This is a genomic window from Parasphingorhabdus sp. (assembly GCF_036963705.1).
Classification (GTDB): Bacteria; Pseudomonadota; Alphaproteobacteria; order Sphingomonadales; family Sphingomonadaceae; genus Parasphingorhabdus.
In genome coordinates this window covers 1-19918 of sequence record NZ_JBALUT010000051.1, presented here as the reverse complement: position 1 = coordinate 19918, position 19918 = coordinate 1, and the positions used below count along the sequence as shown (strand labels likewise).

The following is a 19918-nucleotide window of genomic DNA, read 5'->3' as shown; positions in this document are numbered from 1 at the left end:
TTGGTTCATAATAGGTGATGTCATCCGTTGGTCTCGGCCGAAGCTGGAAGGCAATTAATATTCTATTCGGTCCGCCGCGCCGCGCGCCGCTGGCAGCCGGGCGCTTATGCCGCCATGTTGAACGGTTCCAGTCCCGACAGGCGAGTGTGGACAGATATGACCGGTATCTTGCGCGGTTCCTGATCAGCCACGGCCTTTGCAATCGCCGCGATATGCTCCGGCGTCGTTCCGCAGCAGCCGCCGACGATATTGACCAGGCCGTCTTTAAGCCAGTCGCCGATCAGTTCGGCGGTCTCGTCCGGCATTTCGTCATATTCGCCGAGATCATTGGGCAGTCCGGCATTGGGATAGGCCATGATCAGCGTGTCCGCTTCTTTCGACAGCATCGTCAGATGCGGGCGCAGCTGGTCTGCGCCGAAAGAACAGTTGAGACCGATGGTCAGCGGCTTCAAATGGCGCACGGCGTGCCAGAAAGCCTCAACCGTATGGCCGGACAAATTGCGCCCGGACAGATCGGTCAGGGTCATCGATATCATCAGGGGCACGTCCCGGCCGCTTGCCTCGACAGCCTCCATCGCGGCCATTCCGGCGCATTTGGCGTTGAGCGTATCGAATATCGTTTCGATCAGCAGAAAGTCGACCCCGCCTTCAAGCAGTGCATCGCATTGCGCGCGGTACACGCCTTTGAGAAAATCATAGTCAATCTCGCGAAATCCCGGGTCGTTGACATCGGGTGACAGCGACAATGTCTTGTTGGTCGGGCCGATCGATCCGGCAACAAAGCGCTTGCGGCCGTCCTTGGCTTCTGCCTTTTCGCAAGCCGCCCGCGCTATCTCAGCCGATTTGACGTTGAGGTCGCGGACCAGATGTTCGCAGCCATAATCGGCCTGGCTTATCTCGGTCGAACTGAACGTGTTGGTTTCGATGATGTCGGCACCGGCTTCCAGATAGGCGAGATGAATGGCTTCGATGATGTCGGGCCGGGTGAGGCTGAGCAGATCATTATTGCCCTTCTGGTCATCGGTCAGGTCAAGACTGCCGCGATAATCTTCTTCGCCAAGCCGGTAATTCTGGATCGCGGTGCCGTAGCCACCGTCAAATACCAGGATGCGTTCTGCTGCCAGTTTCTGCAATTGTTCGCGCGGGCTGGTCATGCTGCTTTCTCCTGGCGGGCACCATTCGGGCGTTTGCCGAGCAAGTGGCAAATGGCGTAGCTGAGTTCGGCCCGGTTGAGCGTGTAAAAATGGAACTGGCGAACGCCACCGGCATAAAGCTTGCGGCACAATTCCGCTGCTACGGTTGCGGCGATCAATTGCCGCGCCGAGGGATGGTCATCCAACCCTTCGAACAGGTCGTTCATCCACGGCGGGATTTCGGCCCCGCACATTCCGGCAAATTTGCGGGTCTGCGCAACGTTGGAGACCGGCAAGATGCCCGGCACCAGCTCTGCGTCGATACCCGCTGCGCCTGCGGCATCGCGGAAACGAAAGAAAGCTTCCGCGGTGAAGAAGAACTGCGTGATCGCGCGGCTTGCGCCCGCGTCCAGCTTGCGCTTCAGATTGTCGAGGTCGGTTTGCGGGCAATCGGCTTCGGGATGGGTTTCGGGATAAGCGGCGACCGATATTTCGAACGGTGCAATGTCGGTCAGGCCCTTCACCAGTTCCGCGGCGCTGGCATATCCTTGCGGATGCGGTTCGAAAGCCTGCCCTTGTGCGGGCGGGTCGCCGCGCAGGGCAACGATATGGCGAACGCCGGCCTCCCAATAAGCTCTGGCCACTTCCGCAATCTCGTCCTTGCTCGCGTCGACACAGGTCAGATGCGCGGCGGCCGGGATGTTGGTTTCCTTGGCTATCCGCGCCACCGTTGCATGGGTGCGTTCGCGTGTGGTTCCACCGGCGCCGTAAGTTACAGAGACGAAACGCGGATTGAGCGGTTCGAGCGTGACGACGCTGTCCCACAGAGTCTTTTCCATTTTTTCCGATTTGGGCGGGAAAAATTCAAAAGAGACGTCGGCATCGCCACTCAATCCGGCGAACAACGGAACATCAAGCGCCCGTTTGGCCTCTTCCAGCTCGCTCAGGGCCATTGGCCGGGTCGGGTTGCTCATGATGCTGCTCTTTTCAGATTTGTGTTTTGGGAGATCAGTTGGTCGGAGTCGGGGTGCAGGCTGGTAATAGCGGGTTTTCTCGCCACCCATATTTTCACCGTGAGCTCGCCGCCATCGAGCGTTCTGGTCTGCACCAGATCAAGCTTTGACGCAGCGAGCCAGCGTTTCATGCTGTCATCGCTGAAGCCAAGGCGCGCATGGGCATGTTCGGTACGCAAATCTTCCCGGTCATGGGCTGCAAAGTCTGCGATCAGGACGATGCCGTTGGATTTCAGCACCCGCGACACTTCCACCAGTACCGCTTCCGGGTGCTGGGCATAATGCAGAACCTGATGCAGAATGACGCTATCAACCGCACAATTGGCCACGGGCAACTGGTTGAAATCGCCTTGCTTCAACTCGGTTTTTTGGACCAGATTTGATCCGTCATCGGCTTCGCTTTCGAGCAATTTTGCCCGGGCGAGCCGCAACATCTCGGGGCTTTTGTCGAGCGCTATGACCGAGTGGGCCGATGGTCCGAACAGTTCGACCATCCGTCCTGTGCCAGTGCCGATATCCAGCATCTTGCCGAGTTGTGCATCACGCAGCAGCGCCAGCATCGCTCGCTCGACTTCTGCTTCGGGCAGATGCAGCGACCGGATCGCATCCCATTCCTGGGCATGAGCGGCAAAATAGCGCTCGGCCATTTCAGCACGTGCTTTGCGCACCAGTGAAAGCTGTGCTTGATCCTCCATCGCCTGTTCGGATTTCGCGACCTTGGCTGATCGAAAAATCCGCCCCAATATTTCCAGCTCGGATGCAGGCCCTGGTTTCAGGAAGACCCAGCTTCCTTCTTTCCGGCGCTCTGCCAGTCCGGCTTCATCCAATATTCTGATGTGACGTGAAATACGGGGCTGGCTTTGATCCAAAATTTGCGCCAGTTCACCGACTGCCAGTTCCATTTTTTGCAGCAGCAGCACGATTCGCAACCGCGTGGGGTCGGCCAGTGCCCTAAAAATGTTTAAAATATGATCCATTGCGAAAAGATATATAAAGAAATCTTTATATCTGGTCAATCGACTAGATTTTCTGGGTTTCGTATTTGTTTCGGCCCGGCATCCTACCAAAATTTACATGTCATGGAATTGTCACAAGGGTTCTTCGTTGCGTTCGTACCGCCATATCGCTACATAAACGCCCCGTAGGTCAATGGAGGAAAGAACCTCTGGTCCTGCTTGGTTTTTTGAGGAATATAACAAAGGTTTACCCCAATGAAAAAAGTTACAACAACATTCGTTTTGGCCGCTGCACTTGGCCTGGCTGCTTGCTCCGGCGCAGATAATGCTGAAACCGGTGCTGAAGAAGTCGTAGAAGGCACAGAAGCAACTGCTGAAGAAGCTGCTGACGATGCAATGGATGCCGCTGAAGGTACAGCCGACGCCATGGGCGAAGCTGCTGCTGACGCAACTGCTGAAGCTGGCGCTGCTGCTGATGCCGCTGGTGAAGCTGCTGTTGCTGCTGGCGCCGCTGCTGATGCTGCCGGTACCGCTGCTAAAGAAGCTGCGAACTCCGCAGTAGACAAAGCTGCCGCTGCTGCGAAAAAAGCAGTCAACTAAGCTTCTAATATATTTTAGGAAAAAGGGCTGCCTCCGGGTGGCCCTTTTTTTGTCTTTGGCAGCGTCCGGAATGGCTTTATGGAGGCAGCATGAAAAACATTGTCAGCATCATGATATTGACCGGACTGGTTGCTTGCGGCCCTGCCCAGAATGATCCGGGGCCCGGGGGGGTTACCGTCGGTGAAGCAAAAGCGCTCGATGAAGCCGCAGAAATGCTGGATGAGCGTAACCTGCCACCGGAATCGATCGAGAATTCGGAAACGGTCCCTGCCGAGACCAATTAGTCGTTAGCCGGGATGGTAACGGGCGACGGCCCGGGTCACTGACTGCATCAGACGCATCCTTTCGGGGATCGAAGCGGTCGTATCACCCAGCATTACAACCACGGCATAGCGCGTGCCATCCGGTGCGGTCATGATGCCAATATCATTATATCCGGTCGAGACCGAGCCCAACACCTGTCCGGTGCCGGTCTTGTGCAAAAATTCCCAACCCGCAGGAACTCCGGCTTTTAACCTGTTCGGTCCGCTTCGCGTGCGTTTCAATATCGATTGCAGTAATCGTGTCGAGTTTTCCGACAGCAGTTCACCGCGCGCCAATTTGTCCAGAGCGCGCACGATTGCTTGCGGACTGGCACCATCAACGGGGTCGGCAAGATAGGCATCAAGCGCCTGCTGTCGACGCTCAACCGGTACATTGGCGCGGGCGGTATAGAAACTACGGCGATAAGACAGGTTTTGCTTCCACTCCACTCCGGCAATACCGCTTTGCAAAAGCCGTTCGCCGGGCCCAAACCTGATCTTGCCAAGATCGTGTTTGGCGAAGAATTTGCGAACGGCATCGGGGCCACCTGCGTGGTTTAACAGAGCGTCATTCGCAGTGTTATCGCTGCTCGCCAAGGCCTTTTCGAGCAAGGTGTAGACGGTTTTTACGACCGCGCCTTCCTTTTCCACTTCAACTGCCATCGGTTGGTGGAATACCGTCAGATCTTCTTTGCCGATGCGGATGGGATCAGACAATGACGCACGGCCCTGATCGATCTTGTCGAGCAAGGTCATCGCGACCCAAAGCTTGGAAACACTCTGCTGGGGAAAATATTCGTCAATCCGGTGACCGAATTCCCAGTCGCCATCGATCCGTTTGACCGCAATCCCGGTTTTTCCCGGGAAGCTCCGCCAGAGATCGGCAATTTCGCGAACCAGTGCCGGATTAGGTTGTTCACGCGTGCTTTGGGTACTTGGCGTGCCAGAGGGGGCAGGGTTTTGATATATTGGCGGCGCGCCGGTCTTTTGCACCACCGGCCGGTTTGACCCCGACGCACATGCGGTCAAGGCCATGGTCAGCAGCATCGTCAATATATACCGAAACTGGATCATATGCGGTCGGTTCTCTGCTGTTGGATTTCTCATAGGCTCTAATAACTAAGTGAACCGGTCTTAACAGGGGCATAACGGCGGATTGCGGTGAATGATTCTCCTCCTGCGGCAGATTGCTGAACTTGGCTCCAGTTCCGTTCGGCTTTGAATAGGGAGGCGCTATTTCTTGATCCCGAAATTGAGTCGCCGGGTAACGCTATAATCGAGCGTGTTCACGAAAAAATAGGATATCGTCCAGCGTATCCGGTTGAGAAACGTTCGTCGGGATTTGTGCAGTTCCGGGGTGATCGCTTGAGAGTTTTCATGCAAAATATCGATGATACCGCTCGCATGACGGGCAAATCCGGCATCTTCGATTCGCAACATCATCTCGACATTGATGAACAGGCTGCGAAGGTCGAAATTTGCCGAGCCGATGTAAACCGCGTCATCGACAATCACCAATTTCGTGTGCAGCCGTCGTGACTGATATTCGAAAATGCGAGCATGGCGCTTCAACAGATAGCCGTATAATAGCCTGCTGGCACCGATAGTCGCGGCATTGTCGGTTTCGCCCGGCAATATGATCCGGCTTTTCCCGCCGCGCTTTGATATTCTGGCAATGCGCCGCAACAGTCCTTGTCCTGGCGAAAAATAGGCAGAGACAAGATCGAGCGTGCGGGCATTCTCGAGATCATTCTTGATCGCCCGCGCCCATCGACTCAGGCGATTGCTCGGTCCGCCCAGCAGCCAGCGAAACTGGCCGTCACCGGCCTTCCAGTGCCGGACCATTTTTTGCAGCGAACGTATGTTGCCATTGTCGCGATAGACCCAGTTGGCCAAAAGCCGGTAATAATTGGCGAGATTGGCGACCTCGGGTCCCTCGATTTCGAGGCCGAGATCCTCCCAGCTATCGTCGATCGAATCGCTATCCTCGCCAGGCCGATGGAGATTGAAATATTGATCGGTAATGTTGAAGCCGCCAATCAAGGCACAGCAATCGTCGGCAATGATCATTTTCTGGTGATTGCGGACAAAATAGCTGGAGGAGAAGCTCGGGCTGAAGACCTTGAATTTGCCGCCCGCTGCAATCAGGGGCGCGAAAAACTTGCGCGGCGCGCCGTTGGAGCCGAAACTGTCGACCATCATTTCGACCTGCAGGCCGCGGTTACAGGCGGCGATCAAAATATCGAGGATTTCGCGGCCGGTGCGGTCATCCTCGAACATATAGAAGAACAGCTTCAGGCTTTTCTCCGCCCTTTCGAGCAGGTTGACCAGCGCGGCGAGACGTACCGCCGGTGCCCGGACCAGCCGCAACCGGTTCCCGCCGACATCAAACCACTCGGGTGGATCGGGATATGTTGTCGGGTTATTTCCAGTAGGAATTTCCATCACATGGGGGCATAGATTATCGTCGGTGCAGCGACAAACCATTAGATTGCCATCGGTTTGTCAGTCGATGCGCGCGGGACACCAGTTTTGTTGACAAATCCCGCCCATTTCCCTAGATGCAGGCCTCTTTTCCACAATTTTGCAGAATCAGGAGCGGCTTATGGCTCGCGTTACCGTTGAAGATTGCGTCGATAAAGTAACAAACCGGTTTGATCTGGTGTTGTTCGCTGCCCAGCGCGCACGTGAGATTTCAGGCGGCGAAGAGCTGACTGTTGACCGCGATCGTGATAAAAACCCGGTTGTAGCGCTGCGCGAAATCGCAGAAGAAACCGTCAAGCCGAAGGATCTGGAAGAAAGCCTGATTCAATCGTTGCAGAAGGTTCTCATCGACGATGATGATACGCCGGATGAAATCGGCTCGATCAGCCAGTCGGCTGAAGCGCTTCGTCTGACCGCTGCTGCACCACCACGCAGCGCCGGTGTTTCCGGAGACTATGGTCGCCGGTAAACAGGCCGCGTCACCGCGCAAGACTATTCGAGACAAAAGAAAAGGCCGCCGGAAATATTCCGAGCGGCCTTTTCTTATTCCATCATTGGCAGGCGGAGGTTAAGCGCCTTGTGGTTTGGGATCGCCAAACGGGCCCTTCTTTTTCCGTCCCGCTTTCGGGATGGTCGCGCCGATTGACGGCACAGCGGCCGGTTTGACAACATCTCCATTCGGACGTGCCAGCTTTCCCGTCTCGACCAGCTCGTCGATATCTTCGCCTGACAGCGTTTCATATTCGAGCAACGCATTGGCGAGAGCGTGAAGCTGTTTCTCGTTCGTGGTCAGCACATGTTTCGCACGGTCATAGCTGTCGTCAATCAGCTTGCGGATTTCGAGATCGATCTTCTTCGCTGTTTCGTCCGACATATGGACGCGCTGTGACTGCGAATAGCCGAGGAAGGTTTCACCCTGTTCCTCTTCATATTGCAACGGCCCCATCAAGTCCGACATGCCCCACTGCGTGACCATGTCGCGAGCAAGTTTCGTCGCGTACTGGATATCGCCGGATGCGCCGGAGGAGACCTTGTCATAGCCGAAGATGATTTCCTCGGCGACGCGGCCGCCCATCGATACCGCCAGATTGGCGTGCATCTTGTCGCGATGGTAGCTGTAATTGTCCCGTTCCGGCAGGCGCATGACCATACCAAGCGCACGGCCACGGGGGATGATCGTCGCCTTGTGGATCGGATCAGAGGCCGGTTCGTGCACGGAGACCAGAGCATGACCGGCTTCATGATAAGCGGTCATCTTCTTCTCGTCTTCGGTCATCACCATCGACTTGCGCTCGGTGCCCATCATGACCTTGTCCTTGGCATCCTCGAACTCGCTCATCGCGACCATCCGTTTGCCACGGCGAGCCGCCATCAAGGCAGCCTCGTTGACGAGGTTGGCCAGATCAGCGCCAGAGAAACCGGGCGTGCCGCGTGCGATGGTGCGCGGGTCGACGTCGGGAGCCAGCGGCACTTTCTTCATATGGACAGCAAGAATCTTCTCACGGCCTTCGATATCGGGACGCGGTACGACAACCTGACGGTCAAAACGACCGGGACGCAGCAGAGCAGGATCGAGCACGTCGGGACGGTTGGTTGCGGCGATGATGATGATGCCTTCATTCGCTTCAAAGCCGTCCATTTCGACCAGTAGCTGGTTCAGCGTCTGTTCGCGTTCGTCATTGCCATTGCCAAGGCCGGCACCACGATGACGACCGACCGCATCGATTTCGTCGATGAAGACGATGCAAGGCGCGTTTTTCTTCGCTTGTTCGAACATGTCGCGGACACGGCTTGCACCGACGCCGACAAACATTTCGACAAAATCGGAACCGGAAATAGAGAAAAACGGCACACCCGCTTCGCCGGCAATCGCGCGAGCCAGCAGGGTTTTACCGGTACCAGGTGAACCGACGAGCAGCGCGCCCTTCGGTATCTGCCCGCCAAGCTTGGCAAAGCGGCCGGGGTTTTTCAGAAATTCGACAATCTCTTCCAGCTCTTCGCGGGCTTCATCAATCCCGGCGACATCCTGAAAGGTAACCTTGCCCTGCTTTTCGGTGAGCAGTTTAGCCTTCGACTTGCCAAAGCCCATCGCTCCGGAGCCGCTGCCTTTTTGCATCTGGCGCAGTACGAAGAAGGCAATGCCGATGATCAGCAGGAAGGGCAGGGACTGGACCAGAATGATCTGCCAGATGCTCGCTTGTTCTTGTGCCTTGCCGCTATATTCGACGCCCTTGTCATCCAGCAGGTTTACCAGCGTAGGATCGCTGCCAACCGGAGTGGTCGAGAATATGTCGCCATTGGTGAGTTCGCCAGTAATCTTGTCAGGCGCGATGGCGACGCTTTTGACGCTGCCTTCTTCAACCTTGTTGCGGAACGAGGAATAGCTGATTGCTGATCCTGCGTCACTTGAGGCACCGGCACCAAACATCGATACCATGAGCAGCAGCGCTACGATGACGCCAGCCCAGATGAACATGCTCTTCATCCACGGGTTTTCTTTGGGATCTTGTTCGTCATTCATTGCGCATCTTGTCCTGTAATCGTTTTGGCCGCGGATGATGGGCATCAAGCCGCAGCTATCTCAATCCTCTAAAGATAGTCCTTTTGCTGCGGATGACAATATGAACGGCAATGTTTTTACCGATCACAGTGATTGACCCGCTGCGGGACAAGCAGGAGCCAGATGATTTAGCTGGTCCGGCGCTTGGGAGCCGCCTGGAAAGTCCACCGCTCTCCGCCCTTGCACAGGATATCGCCCAGGGTGACGGTTTCGCCTCGTTCGAGAGCGGTTATCGTCTGGTCAATCTGCTGACCGCGAGGGGACAGCGAGGGTTCGCAAATGTGCAGGCACTTGAGCAGCAGACGCCTCTGGATTTCGTGCGGAAAGTCGGTCTTTCCCAGAGAACATCCGTTATCCGTGCTTTCGACATGTTCCGCTGCAAGTTGTTCTACATGCCATTCAATGGCTTCGCGAGCCGCGCCCAACGCGCTCGCGCTCTGGCTAGCGAGACTGGTATCAAAGCCTTCCAGATCCTTTAGCGCATTGCGCACCCGGACGCGGTCAAAACCCTGATCGCGATTGGAGGGGTCGTTGACCGCGTCGATGCCGTGATCGGCGACGTAGGTTTCCAAGGCTGATTTCTGAAAATGGAGCAGGGGCCGGATAATATTGCTCCGCTTCTCCCTGATGCCCGACATCCCGTCGATACCGCTGCCGCGCAATATCCGCATGATCATGGTTTCCAGCTGGTCATCGGCATGATGGGCGGTTGCCAGCCAGTCGATATGCTGTTCCTTCATCCAGTCGTGCAGCAGCCCGTAGCGGGCGCGTCGTGCTGCGCTCTGGATGCTGCCGCGGATCGGAACAACCGGGCGAAGGATTGCATGAGGGATATCGCGCTCGCGGCAGATCGAAGCGACGAAGTCAGCTTCTGTGCTCGAGGCAGGGCGCAAGCCGTGATCGACGGTTGCTGCGGCAATCCTGCCCGGACAAGCCTGAGCAGCCAGCAGCAGCAAGGCTAGACTGTCGGGCCCGCCGGAGACCGCCAGGCCCAATTTCTGGTCATTGGTACTGAACTCGGGAACCAGCCGGTGAAGTGCATCGGCAAAATCTTTGTCGAGCGAGGCGGTTTCACTGTCCATGATTTACTTGCAGTTGGCGGCGGCCTTGCCCGATGTTATCCGATCTGCGAGGCGGCCGCTGGCAACCTCGGGATAGACATCCTGCAACTCTGACAATACCCGGCAGGCGTCGTCTTTCTTTTTAAGCTGCACCAGAGCGGTGCTCAGAAAATAGAGACTGTCCGGTGCGCGTTCGCCGCGTGGCCTCTTCTGATAATTTTCGTACAGGGCGACCGATGCCAGCGCTGGCTTGCCGTCGTCGAGATAGGCACGGCCGAGGAGATTCTGGGCAAAGCTGGCGCGGCGATGGGCAGAATGATCCTCTGCCATTTTCTTCAGCTGGGTCTGGGCTTCAGGATAGAATTTGGCTTCCCACAAGCGGTAGCCGTAAATATAGGAATCTTCGGCAACATCCCCGGTATCCGGCATGACAATAGCGGCGACGCCAACGACCCGCTCGGGATCGGGAGCAGCCTCTGGTGCTGCTTTCGGTTTCGATCCGGTGGCGGTCGGCGTTGATGCGGTCGGGCTATTGGTTTTGACTGTCTGCGTTTCCGCTGCGGCCAGCTTATCCTCGATTTTCTTCAGTCGGAATCCGTTTTCCTCAACCTGGCCGGTTAGGTTGGCTAGACTGGATTCCAGCGCATCGACCCGTGCGATCAGGTCGGTGACGGCCGAAGTGGTGTTCACCGTTTTGGGTGATGCCGGGCCGTTCTCAGCGGTAATTTCGGGTTCGAAATAGCGGGTCGAACCGCCCTGGAAAACCTTGCGCTGAACCGCGCGCATCTCTTGCTCGAGCCGATCCACGCGCTTGTCCGTATTTGCGTTCTGAGCCGATGCCGGCGTGCTAATGGCCAGGCTGGCGAGCAGGAATGTAATACCGAATGTCTTCATCGAAGCCTCCGCTGAATATACTGTATATTAACCATATACCGTGCTGAAAAGTAAAGAATATTATATCGTGAAGTCGCCCGAAATCGATCGCCCCACTCCCTATATTCGGTTCATCCAGACCTCGATAGGAACCTTAATCCGTTGGTAAATCTGCTGCCGGATTGCTGGCTTCTCCGCGGGCAAGCAATGCTGCTGCACTGACCCCGACATCCTTGATGGTCCGCTCTGCGGTGCCCAATTGCGGGACCACCTGACCGTCGATGGTGACGGTCAATGCGTCGGGACGTCCGGTCAGAATCTGCGGATCGTCGGCATCGGCCGGAACCGTGAAAGTCTCACCGGCCGACATCTGGTTTTCGAACAGTCGCTTGCCCTCGGCATCGTAAACTTTCATCCACACCGTCTCGGTTGCGGTCAGGACAACGGTTCCTTCGCTGGACGGGGTGGTGCCGCTCGCTTCGACGGTCTGCACATCATTATTTTCCGGCCCGGCTTCGGTTGTAGTGTCGCTATCCGCAACCTGGGTCATTTCGCCTGGATTGAGAATCAAGGTGCGCCAGACCAGATAGCCGACAAGCACGAATATTCCGATCCCGGCAGCGGTCCATGCCAGATAACGCGGTGGAATGCTGGAGGGATTGGCCGGCGCATAACCGCTCATTTCGGGCTGATAGGCCCCGTGGCCCTGATCTTCCATTTCTTCGCGCAACTGGGTGCCAATGGAAGCATCGCTCAGCCCGACTGATCGGGCGAAAGATTTAGCAAAACCGATCGTATAGGTTCGTCCGGGAAGAGCACCAAAGTCACCGGTTTCGAGCGACGCGAGATGGCGCTGCGGAATGCGGGTTTTCTTCGCGATCTCTTCCAGTGTCATATCTTTCTGCTCTCGCGCCTGACGCAACAATGCGCCTGTGCTTTGCAGATGTGGTTCGACATTCTCGTCGTCTTTTGCTTCTTCGGCCACTCAATACTCCCTTGGCCGGATCATCTTGCGACCCTTTTCGCACGCCCCCGGATATTCCTAGAAAAAAGCCAGTTTGGACGGCAAAAGTCAATGACAATCATGGTCGATGTATCGCATTTTACGATTTTCGACCATTTGGTTGGAGGTTTGACCGCTAATCGTCTGAATAGCTATCAGTCCAAGTCCACTTTGTGTTGATTTGCCCATTGTTCCAGACGTATTCTCGATTCCGCCGGGGCTTCCTTCAAAATTGTTTCGATTTCCTGCTTGGCCTGACCGAGATCCAGGGAACGCACCATCGCCTTGATCGGACCAACCGAAGCCGGGGTGATCGATAACGAGCGAATACCCAGGCCCAATAGCGCCAGAGCATCCAGAGGGCGTCCACCCATTTCCCCACACACGCTGAGCGATATGCCGAACCGTTCGGCATCGCCTGACACGCGATTGATGAATCTGAGGATTGCCGGACTCATCCAGTCAAACCGTTCTGCCAGTCTCGGATTACTGCGGTCGGCAGCGAATAGAAACTGGGTCAGATCATTGGTGCCGATCGATAGAAAATCGAGCCGGTCTGCCATCAAATCCAGACATTCGGCCAAAGCCGGGACCTCGAGCATGGCGCCATAGCGGATTTGCGATGGCAACATCTTTTTCTGGCCACGCAGATAGTCGCGCTGGGCTTCAAAGACCGCTTTGGCTTCATCAAATTCCCATGGTTCCGCGACCATCGGGAACATGACATTCAGCTTCCGTCCTGCGGCCGCTTCGATCAATGCCCGGGCCTGAACTTTCATCAGCGCATCGCGTTCGAGCCCGATACGGATCGCGCGCCAACCCATGGCTGGATTATCCTCTTTGGACTCGCTGGCCTGGAAATAGGGCAAAGGCTTGTCACCGCCGATATCGACGGTGCGGAATATCACCGGCTTGTCGCCTGCGGCATCCAGCACATCGCGGTAGAAACGGGTCTGCGCGGTTCGGCCGGGCATGGTCGCGGCGACGAGAAACTGAAATTCGGTCCGGAACAGTCCGATGCCATCGGCTCCGGTGAGATTGAGCAGCGCCAAATCGTCCCGCAGGCCCGCATTGATATTGACGGTGATCCGAACGCCGTCCTTGGTTACAGCCTCCTTGTCGCGCAGCTCGGAGTAGGCAGCGCGTTTTTTCTGGCTGAGCTCCAATTGCGCTTCAAACGCTTCCTCGACCGAGGGGCCGGGCCGCACAAATACGACGTTATCGTCGACATTGAGCAGCAGATGATCATCTTCCCGGACCACTTGCCGGATATTCTTGACCTGGCCGAGGATCGGGATGCCCATCGCGCGGGCAATGATCGTGACATGAGCCGTCAACGAACCTTCTTCGAGGACCACGCCTTTCAATCTACGCCGGTCATATTCGAGCAGTTCCGCGGGACCCAGATTGCGGGCAATCAGGATCGTGTCCTGCCGCAAGCCCATTTTGGCTGCGGTACCCATCTGGCCAGACACGGTGCGCAGCAGACGATTGGCGAGATCTTCCAGATCGTGCATGCGCTCCGCCAGCAACGGATCATCAATCTGCCGCATCCGCATACGCGTATGCTGCTGCACCCTTTCGATCGCTGCTTCAGCGGTCAGTCCGCTGTCGATCGCTTCGTTGATGCGCCGGCTCCAGCCTTCATCATAGGCGAACATCTTGTATGTCTCGAGCACTTCCTCATGCTCGCCGCCGACACCGAATTCGGCCTGACTGGTCATCTGGTCGATCTGCGCGCGCATCTTGTCAAACGCGGAATAGACCCGGTGCCGCTCCGCTTCGGTATCTTCCGCCACCGTATGTTCGATTTTTACGCGCGGTTGGTGGAAGACGGCGTGACCGCTGGCCTTGCCCTTGACCAGTTGCAACCCGCTCAGGCGATTGGCACCACTGTCGAGCGAGGCTTCTTCTTCGGCAAAATTGTCATCGACAAACTCGGCGCTGCTGATCAGTTCGGACAACACCATTGCGGCGGTTTGAAACGCCTCGATTTCGACTTCGGAATAGCGGCGCGGTTCAACATGCTGAGCACATAAAACGCCGATGGCCTGTTGATTGCGAATGATCGGTACGCCAGCGAAGCTGTGGAATTTTTCTTCGCCGGTTTCTGGACGATACTGGAAATCGGGATGGCTGGCTGCTTCGTCGAGGTTCAGCGTCTCGACGTTTTTGGCAATATATCCGGTAAGGCCTTCGCCCATCGCGAGTTTGGTCACGTGAACCGCTTCAGCGTTGAGCCCGCGCGTGGCAAATAGCTCCAATACGCCTTCGCGGCGCAGGTAGATGGAACAGACTTCGCTGCTCACCGCGTCGGCGATCGTGTCGACAACTTTGTTTAACTTGATCTGGGCGTTTCCGCGCGACGCCATGATCGCCCGCAACCCGGTCAGGATGCTGCGGGCGGTCTTGGTACTGGCTGGATCAGTTGCGGGCATGACGTTCGCCTAGCAGAAAGGCCCAGTAAGTGCGATATCGAAAACGGTCTACTGGCCGGAACAGATTTGACTCACCGGATTAGTCCGAGCGATGCCGTCGATTAAGCGGAATCGAGCAACTCTTCCTTCAGTCGAAGCTTCTCTTTCTTGAGACTATGGATTCGAATCGTGTCGGGAAGTGGTCGGGTTTCTTCATCATTGATCTTGCGGTCCAGTGCTTCATGCTTGTTGCGCAATGCTGACGTGTGATTCTTATCCATTAAGATCTCCTCAAAACTGTTGATTTTGAAATTGAAAGAGGACGAAAGCTTCCTTTCCTGCTGCAGTCGCCAAAATCCGTTGGCGATCGGGCTCGACGGTTTAATTGTCTTGGTTTCGACATGAACCATCAATAGAAGTAAGATTGCAAAATTGTTGCATCGGCGCAAGGGGTGAGATTGAACCATAATGGGTATGAGCGATGAAGAGTTGCAGACGCGGCTTGAACTGCTGAAAATTGAACATCGTGATCTCGACGAGGCCATTATTGCGCTGATCGAAGCCGGTAACCCGGATCAGCTCCGGGCGGCGCGGTTAAAGAAAAGAAAATTGCAGTTGCGCGACCGCATCATCCTGCTCGAGAATCAACTCATTCCCGACATTATAGCCTGATGCCACGCTATAGTGCGGGATGGTGAATCGTTAACCACGACTGTCCACCAGTTAACCCCCGCAACATCTGCGTATCAGTTTGGAACAAGCACCTTCCGGATCGTCTGGGGCCCGATTTAACCTGTCCAACTTCGGTAATATTTTGCTACTAACCAAATATGGCAGATCGTGAATCATTATTGACGCTGAAATTACTGGACGCGCTTTATACCGAAGCGATGGTGCTGGCCGACGAAGCGCGGTCTTATTTTGAATCGGGCCGATTCAACGAAGATTCCGAAAACGACGTTAATCTTGCCGTGTCCTTTTCTTGTGAATCGCTGAAAGTGACCACGAGATTGATGCACTGCATCGCTTGGCTTCTAAACCAGAAGGCCTTGCACAGCGGCGAATTGTCCGAAGGCGAAGTCTGGAACCATGACCGCGCGCTTGGCTATGCCCCGGCGACCGACCAGCCGATGGTCAATCGCTTTCCGCAAGAAGCCCGCCAGATCATCATGGCCAGCGAAGAATTGTTCCAGCGCCTGCAACGCCTCTCGGCGCGGCTGCAGCGGGAAATGGAAGCCGAGTCGGCGGTCCAGGACATGTTCCGCCGACTGCAAAGCAGCTTCTAGTCGAGCCTCAGCCGTTCAGGCAGACGCTGTCTCTTTTTCTTCCATCGTCGGATAGTCGATATAGCCCTCTGGCCCCTGGCTATACCAGCTCGGGGTAAAGTCGATCGGGTTGAGTTCTGCGCCTGCGCGGAACCGGTCGGGCAAATCGGGATTGGTCATGAACGTGCGTCCAAAGCTGATCGCATCGGCCTTGCCGTCGGCCAAGGCTGCGGTCGCATTGTCATAGAAATAGTCGCTGTTGAGCACGAGCGGACCTTTGAACACCGGGCGGATATTCGGGCTGACTGGTGGCACATCGGTATTGCCATAAGTGCCGTGGGCAGGCGGCTCGCGCAGCTCGAGAAAGGCAATCCCGATCTGGTCGAGCAATTTTGCCGCAGCGGTAAAGGTTTCCACCGGTGTCGCATCATCCGCACCTTGTGAATCGCCATTGGGGGACAGGCGCACGGCAACCCGGTCGCTGCCCCAGACATCGACCAGTCGCTGGGTCACTTCGCCGAGCAGTCGGATACGGTTTTCGATCGAGCCGCCATATTCGTCGGTCCGCAAATTGGTGCCGGAACGGATGAACTGGTCTATCAGATAGCCGTTCGCGGCGTGCAACTGCACCCCGTCAAAGCCTGCCTTCTTGGCGTTTTCAGCCGCATGTTGGTAATCATCGAGAAGAGCGGGGATTTCCGACACTTCCAGCGGCCGCGCTTCGGCATAATCTTTCTTGCCGACATAGGTCCGGACGCTGCCCGGTGCGGTTGTCGCGGAAGCGGAGACGGGTTTTTCGCCACCGAGAAAATCGGGATGCACGATCCGGCCCATATGCCATAACTGGCATATGATCTTGCCGCCGGCCTTGTGGACCCGTTCGATGATCGGTTTCCATGCTTCGGTTTGCTCGTCGGTCCAGATGCCGGGAGCGAATGGTGTGCCAAGGCCCTGTTGGCTGATGCCGGTGGCTTCCGAAATGATCACGCCCGCACCGGCGCGCTGGGTATAATATTCGCCCATGATCGAGGTAGGGACAAAGTCGGCCGTAGAGCGGCAGCGGGTGAGCGGAGCCATGAACATGCGGTTGGGAGCCTCGATGGCACCGACGGTGATAGGATCGAATAAGGTGGTCAAAATGGAATTCCCTGAAGCAAGAGGCATGAATTGTTAATCAGACAATTAAGATGCGCATGCTTCAAATGCAATGGTTTGAACCCAAGCAATTTCTGTCTATATCAATAGCTCTGATTTCAAAGGAACTCACATGCCCGTATCGCTTCCCGAAGATCCGACCTTGGATGAAGTGCGTGCCGCTCTCGCCGCTGGACTGGCCGCGCAGGCCGCGTTTGACGGATGGAACGAGAAAGCGGTGCTAGCAGCAGCAGAGCTGGCCGGAGTCGATCCTGACCTTGCAAGACTCGCGTTTAATGAAGGGCCGGTCGATATGATCGACGCCTGGTTTCAGGCGGTTGATGCGCAAATGGCGGCGAAATATAGCGCAGATGAACTTGGCGCGATGAAAATACGGCAACGGATCAAGGCGCTTGTCGAGGCCAGGCTGGAAGCGTTGGAGGCAGATCGCGAGGGTTTGCGCCGCGCATTGGCGATATTGGCGGCACCGCCGCATTTGCGCAAAGCGGCGAAAATGGGCTGGCGGGCAGCCGACAAGATGTGGCGGCTCGCTGGAGACACCGCGACCGACTATAATCATTATACCAAGCGAACTCTATTGTCGGGGGTTTACGGCAGCACGATCAGCGTTTTCCTGGATGACGAAAGCGAAGGCTATTCCGAAACCCGCGCGTTTCTGGACCGCCGGATCGAAAATGTCATGCAGTTCGAGAAGGTCAAAGCCAAAGTCACAGGCCGGGGAGGTGACGGGTTCAGCATGGCGCGCTTCGTCGGCCGACTACGCTATCGCGGCGCGTAAAATTCCACAAAAAGACTCGCCAAGATTAATCAATAATGATAATCAGTCGCAACTAGTAGGATCGAGTTGCGATATATGCCAATAGCCACAACCCTGGACCAGCTGTCACTGAAGCAAAGCGCTGAAATCGTGGCAATCGACTGGGCCGCCATTTCCGACAGCGAGGGCCGTCGCTTGCGGGCGCTTGGCATTGACGAAGGCATCGCGGTCGAGAAACTCCACAAGGGTATGTTTGGTTTTAATGATCCGATCGCGCTGAAAGTAGGGCGGATGATGATAGCGGTCCGCAAATCCCATGCGCAGGCGATATCCGTGCAGTTAACACCGGTAACGATCCCCGCCTGATTGATGACCCAGTCCGCTCCTCTCATTGCCCTCGCGGGTAACCCTAATTCGGGCAAAAGCGCTTTGTTCAACGCCTTGACCGGCGCGCGGCAGAAGATTGCCAACTATCCTGGCGTAACCGTCGAGCGCAAATCCGGTCATTTTACCTTTGCCGATGGCCGACCTGCCGAACTGGTCGATTTGCCCGGCAGCTATAGTCTCGACCCGACCAGCCCCGACGAGGAAGTCACCCGCAACGTCATCACCGGGCTGCAACAGGGCGAGCGCAAACCCGACGCGATTGTCATCGTGCTCGATGCCGCCAATCTCGATAACCATTTGCGCTTCGCGCTTGAAGTGATTGCGCTCGGCCAGCCGGTCGTTGTCGCGCTCAACATGATGGATCTCGCGGAACGCGACGGGCTTACCCTCGATCCAGCAAAACTGTCCGAAGCTTTAGGTGTTCCGGTGGTTCCGACCGTGGCGGTGCGCAGACGCGGGTTGGAAGAATTGTCGGCGGCGCTGGAAACTCGCCTCACCCAAAAAAACACTGCGTCCGAACCTGTGGTCAGCAAGATACGCGATCACGGCTTGCGCAAGCAGGCCAAGCTGATCGCCAATCAGGTAATCATTGCCGAAACCGCTGGCAGGCGCTGGTCAGAGCGGGCGGACAGTGTCCTCCTCCATCCTTTCGCCGGACCTTTGATCCTGTTTGCTGTGCTGTTCATCATGTTCCAGGCGGTCTTTGCCTGGTCGGAGGCGCCGATCGGCTGGATTGAAGGCGCTAGCGAGTGGGTGGCGGCAGGCGTTGAATCAAATATGGCGCCGGGCTTTGTGCGCGACTTCATCATCGAAGGCGCCATAGGCGGTGTCGGTTCGGTGGTCGTGTTCCTGCCGCAGATTCTGATCCTGTTCCTGTTCATCCTGCTGCTCGAAGCCAGCGGTTACATGACCCGCGCGGCGTTCATCATGGACCGGATGATGGCCAGTGTCGGCTTGTCCGGCCGCAGCTTCATCCCGCTGCTATCCTCTTTTGCCTGCGCCATTCCCGGCATCATGGCGACGCGCAGCATTTCCGATCCCGGAGACCGCCTGACCACGATATTGGTGGCGCCGCTGATGACCTGCTCGGCGCGGCTTCCGGTCTACGCCATCATTATCGGCGCGTTCATTCCGCCAACCACGGTCGGGCCCGGCATTGGATTGCAGGGGCTGGTATTGTTCGGACTTTATGTGTTCGGCATTGTCGGCGCGATGGTTGTTGCGCTGGTGCTGCGGTCGACGGTAACCAAAGGGCCGAGTAGCGGCTTCCTGATGGAAATGCCGAAATATCAGTTGCCGCGGATGAAAGACGTGCTGATCGGCCTGTGGCAGCGCGCGTGGATATTCCTGCGCCGCGCCGGTACGATCATCTTTGCGGCCACCGTCGTATTGTGGCTGTTGCTCACATTTCCGAAAGTGCCAGAAGACAGCGCAATGAGCCAGGTCGACTATAGCGTCGCCGGGCGGATCGCCAATGTCATTGCGCCGGTCGTCGAACCAATCGGTTTCAATCGCGATATCGCGCTTGCCCTGATCCCGGCGATGGCCGCACGCGAAGTCGCGGTCGCCGCGCTGGCCACCACTTATGCGATTGATGCGCCGGATGAAGAGGCGGAAGCCAAATCCCTGACCGAGAGGCTGCAAAGCCGCTGGTCATTGCCGACCGCCTTGGCGTTTCTCGCCTGGTTCGTCTTTGCCCCGCAATGTATCTCGACCATTGCCGTGACCAAGCGGGAAACCAACGGCTGGCGCTGGCCGATCTTCATGCTCGCCTATCTTTTTGCGCTCGCTTACGTTGCGGCCGGTATTACATATTGGAGTGCCGTCGCCCTCGGTCTATAGAGTCCGCAAGAATCGATAATCACGTAATATTTTTGGGGAATTTGAAATGGCCGGCGGCATCAACAAAGTCATCATCGTAGGCAATCTGGGCAAGGATCCGGAAGTGCGTA

20 protein-coding genes are annotated in these 19918 nt (G+C 56.4%); 8 read left to right on the top strand and 12 right to left on the bottom strand.

Annotated elements, in window-relative coordinates; all coding sequences use genetic code 11:
* Positions 1-104: 104 nt before the first annotated feature.
* Genes V7680_RS11465 through V7680_RS11455 form a run of 3 tightly spaced genes read right to left on the bottom strand, consistent with a single transcriptional unit; the run spans position 105 to position 3123 of the window.
* The gene (locus V7680_RS11465; protein ID WP_335653409.1) at positions 105-1154 is read right to left on the bottom strand and encodes a homocysteine S-methyltransferase family protein; all 1050 of its coding nucleotides are present in this window, start codon (positions 1152-1154) and stop codon (positions 105-107) included.
* Positions 1151-2107 carry a methylenetetrahydrofolate reductase gene (metF, locus tag V7680_RS11460; RefSeq protein ID WP_335653408.1) on the bottom strand — a complete coding sequence of 319 codons (957 nt, stop codon included), beginning with the start codon at positions 2105-2107 and terminating at the stop codon, positions 1151-1153. The genes V7680_RS11465 and metF overlap by 4 nt, the downstream gene beginning before the upstream one ends.
* On the bottom strand, positions 2104-3123 hold the full coding sequence (locus V7680_RS11455; RefSeq protein ID WP_335653407.1) for an ArsR/SmtB family transcription factor: 1020 nt from the start codon (positions 3121-3123) through the stop codon (positions 2104-2106). Before V7680_RS11455 ends, metF begins: the two co-directional genes overlap by 4 nt.
* Before the next feature lie 234 nt (positions 3124-3357).
* Between V7680_RS11455 and V7680_RS11450 the strand changes: the two genes are divergently transcribed.
* Both V7680_RS11450 and V7680_RS11445 read left to right on the top strand, forming a co-directional pair.
* Positions 3358-3702, top strand: a complete 345-nt coding sequence (locus tag V7680_RS11450) for a hypothetical protein (protein WP_335653406.1) — start codon at positions 3358-3360, stop codon at positions 3700-3702.
* Between the two features lie 89 nt (positions 3703-3791).
* A complete protein-coding gene (locus V7680_RS11445; RefSeq protein WP_335653405.1) occupies positions 3792-3986 on the top strand; it encodes a hypothetical protein in 195 nt (64 codons plus the stop codon).
* Positions 3987-3989: 3 nt separating this feature from the next.
* Here V7680_RS11445 and V7680_RS11440 read toward each other — a convergent pair whose 3' ends face one another.
* Entirely contained in the window at positions 3990-5078 is a 1089-nt protein-coding gene (locus tag V7680_RS11440) for a serine hydrolase (protein WP_335653404.1), read from the bottom strand.
* A 159-nt stretch (positions 5079-5237) separates the two neighbouring features.
* Positions 5238-6491: a phospholipase D-like domain-containing protein gene (locus tag V7680_RS11435; RefSeq protein ID WP_335653403.1), complete on the bottom strand. Its 1254-nt coding sequence runs from the start codon at positions 6489-6491 to the stop codon at positions 5238-5240.
* Between the two features lie 118 nt (positions 6492-6609).
* Between V7680_RS11435 and rpoZ the strand changes: the two genes are divergently transcribed.
* Complete coding sequence (rpoZ, locus tag V7680_RS11430; protein WP_335653402.1) at positions 6610-6957, top strand: DNA-directed RNA polymerase subunit omega; 348 nt, start codon at positions 6610-6612, stop codon at positions 6955-6957.
* Between the two features lie 99 nt (positions 6958-7056).
* On the opposite strand, the gene ftsH is transcribed toward rpoZ, so the two are convergent.
* The 6 genes from ftsH to V7680_RS11400 all read right to left on the bottom strand — a co-directional run bounded on the left by ftsH (position 7057) and on the right by V7680_RS11400 (position 14683).
* Positions 7057-9009: an ATP-dependent zinc metalloprotease FtsH gene (gene ftsH / locus V7680_RS11425; protein ID WP_335653401.1), complete on the bottom strand. Its 1953-nt coding sequence runs from the start codon at positions 9007-9009 to the stop codon at positions 7057-7059.
* Positions 9010-9176: 167 nt separating this feature from the next.
* The gene (tilS, locus tag V7680_RS11420; protein WP_335653400.1) at positions 9177-10130 is read right to left on the bottom strand and encodes a tRNA lysidine(34) synthetase TilS; all 954 of its coding nucleotides are present in this window, start codon (positions 10128-10130) and stop codon (positions 9177-9179) included.
* A gap of 3 nt (positions 10131-10133) precedes the next feature.
* Positions 10134-11003: a tetratricopeptide repeat protein gene (locus tag V7680_RS11415; protein ID WP_335653399.1), complete on the bottom strand. Its 870-nt coding sequence runs from the start codon at positions 11001-11003 to the stop codon at positions 10134-10136.
* Positions 11004-11136: 133 nt separating this feature from the next.
* A complete protein-coding gene (locus V7680_RS11410) occupies positions 11137-11967 on the bottom strand; it encodes a helix-turn-helix domain-containing protein (RefSeq protein WP_335653398.1) in 831 nt (276 codons plus the stop codon).
* Between the two features lie 173 nt (positions 11968-12140).
* Complete coding sequence (gene ptsP, locus V7680_RS11405) at positions 12141-14423, bottom strand: phosphoenolpyruvate--protein phosphotransferase (RefSeq protein WP_335653397.1); 2283 nt, start codon at positions 14421-14423, stop codon at positions 12141-12143.
* A 101-nt stretch (positions 14424-14524) separates the two neighbouring features.
* Entirely contained in the window at positions 14525-14683 is a 159-nt protein-coding gene (locus V7680_RS11400; protein ID WP_335653396.1) for a YdcH family protein, read from the bottom strand.
* A gap of 193 nt (positions 14684-14876) precedes the next feature.
* On the opposite strand from V7680_RS11400, the gene V7680_RS11395 reads away from it, so the two are divergent.
* Together V7680_RS11395 and V7680_RS11390 are read left to right on the top strand one after the other, a co-directional pair.
* The gene (locus tag V7680_RS11395) at positions 14877-15074 is read left to right on the top strand and encodes a YdcH family protein (protein ID WP_335653411.1); all 198 of its coding nucleotides are present in this window, start codon (positions 14877-14879) and stop codon (positions 15072-15074) included.
* A 158-nt stretch (positions 15075-15232) separates the two neighbouring features.
* Positions 15233-15688 carry a DUF1465 family protein gene (locus V7680_RS11390; protein WP_335653395.1) on the top strand — a complete coding sequence of 152 codons (456 nt, stop codon included), beginning with the start codon at positions 15233-15235 and terminating at the stop codon, positions 15686-15688.
* A gap of 15 nt (positions 15689-15703) precedes the next feature.
* On the opposite strand, the gene V7680_RS11385 is transcribed toward V7680_RS11390, so the two are convergent.
* Positions 15704-16804 carry an alkene reductase gene (locus V7680_RS11385; RefSeq protein WP_442955006.1) on the bottom strand — a complete coding sequence of 367 codons (1101 nt, stop codon included), beginning with the start codon at positions 16802-16804 and terminating at the stop codon, positions 15704-15706.
* Positions 16805-16934: 130 nt separating this feature from the next.
* Here V7680_RS11385 and V7680_RS11380 point away from each other — a divergent pair, with 130 nt between their 5' ends.
* From V7680_RS11380 to feoB, 3 genes are all read left to right on the top strand, one after another.
* Positions 16935-17600 (top strand): COQ9 family protein, encoded by a 666-nt coding sequence (locus V7680_RS11380; protein WP_335653394.1) that lies wholly within the window; start codon positions 16935-16937, stop codon positions 17598-17600.
* A gap of 75 nt (positions 17601-17675) precedes the next feature.
* A complete protein-coding gene (locus V7680_RS11375; protein WP_335653393.1) occupies positions 17676-17945 on the top strand; it encodes a FeoA family protein in 270 nt (89 codons plus the stop codon).
* A gap of 3 nt (positions 17946-17948) precedes the next feature.
* Positions 17949-19808, top strand: a complete 1860-nt coding sequence (gene feoB / locus V7680_RS11370) for a ferrous iron transporter B (protein ID WP_335653392.1) — start codon at positions 17949-17951, stop codon at positions 19806-19808.
* Positions 19809-19918 lie beyond the last annotated feature (110 nt).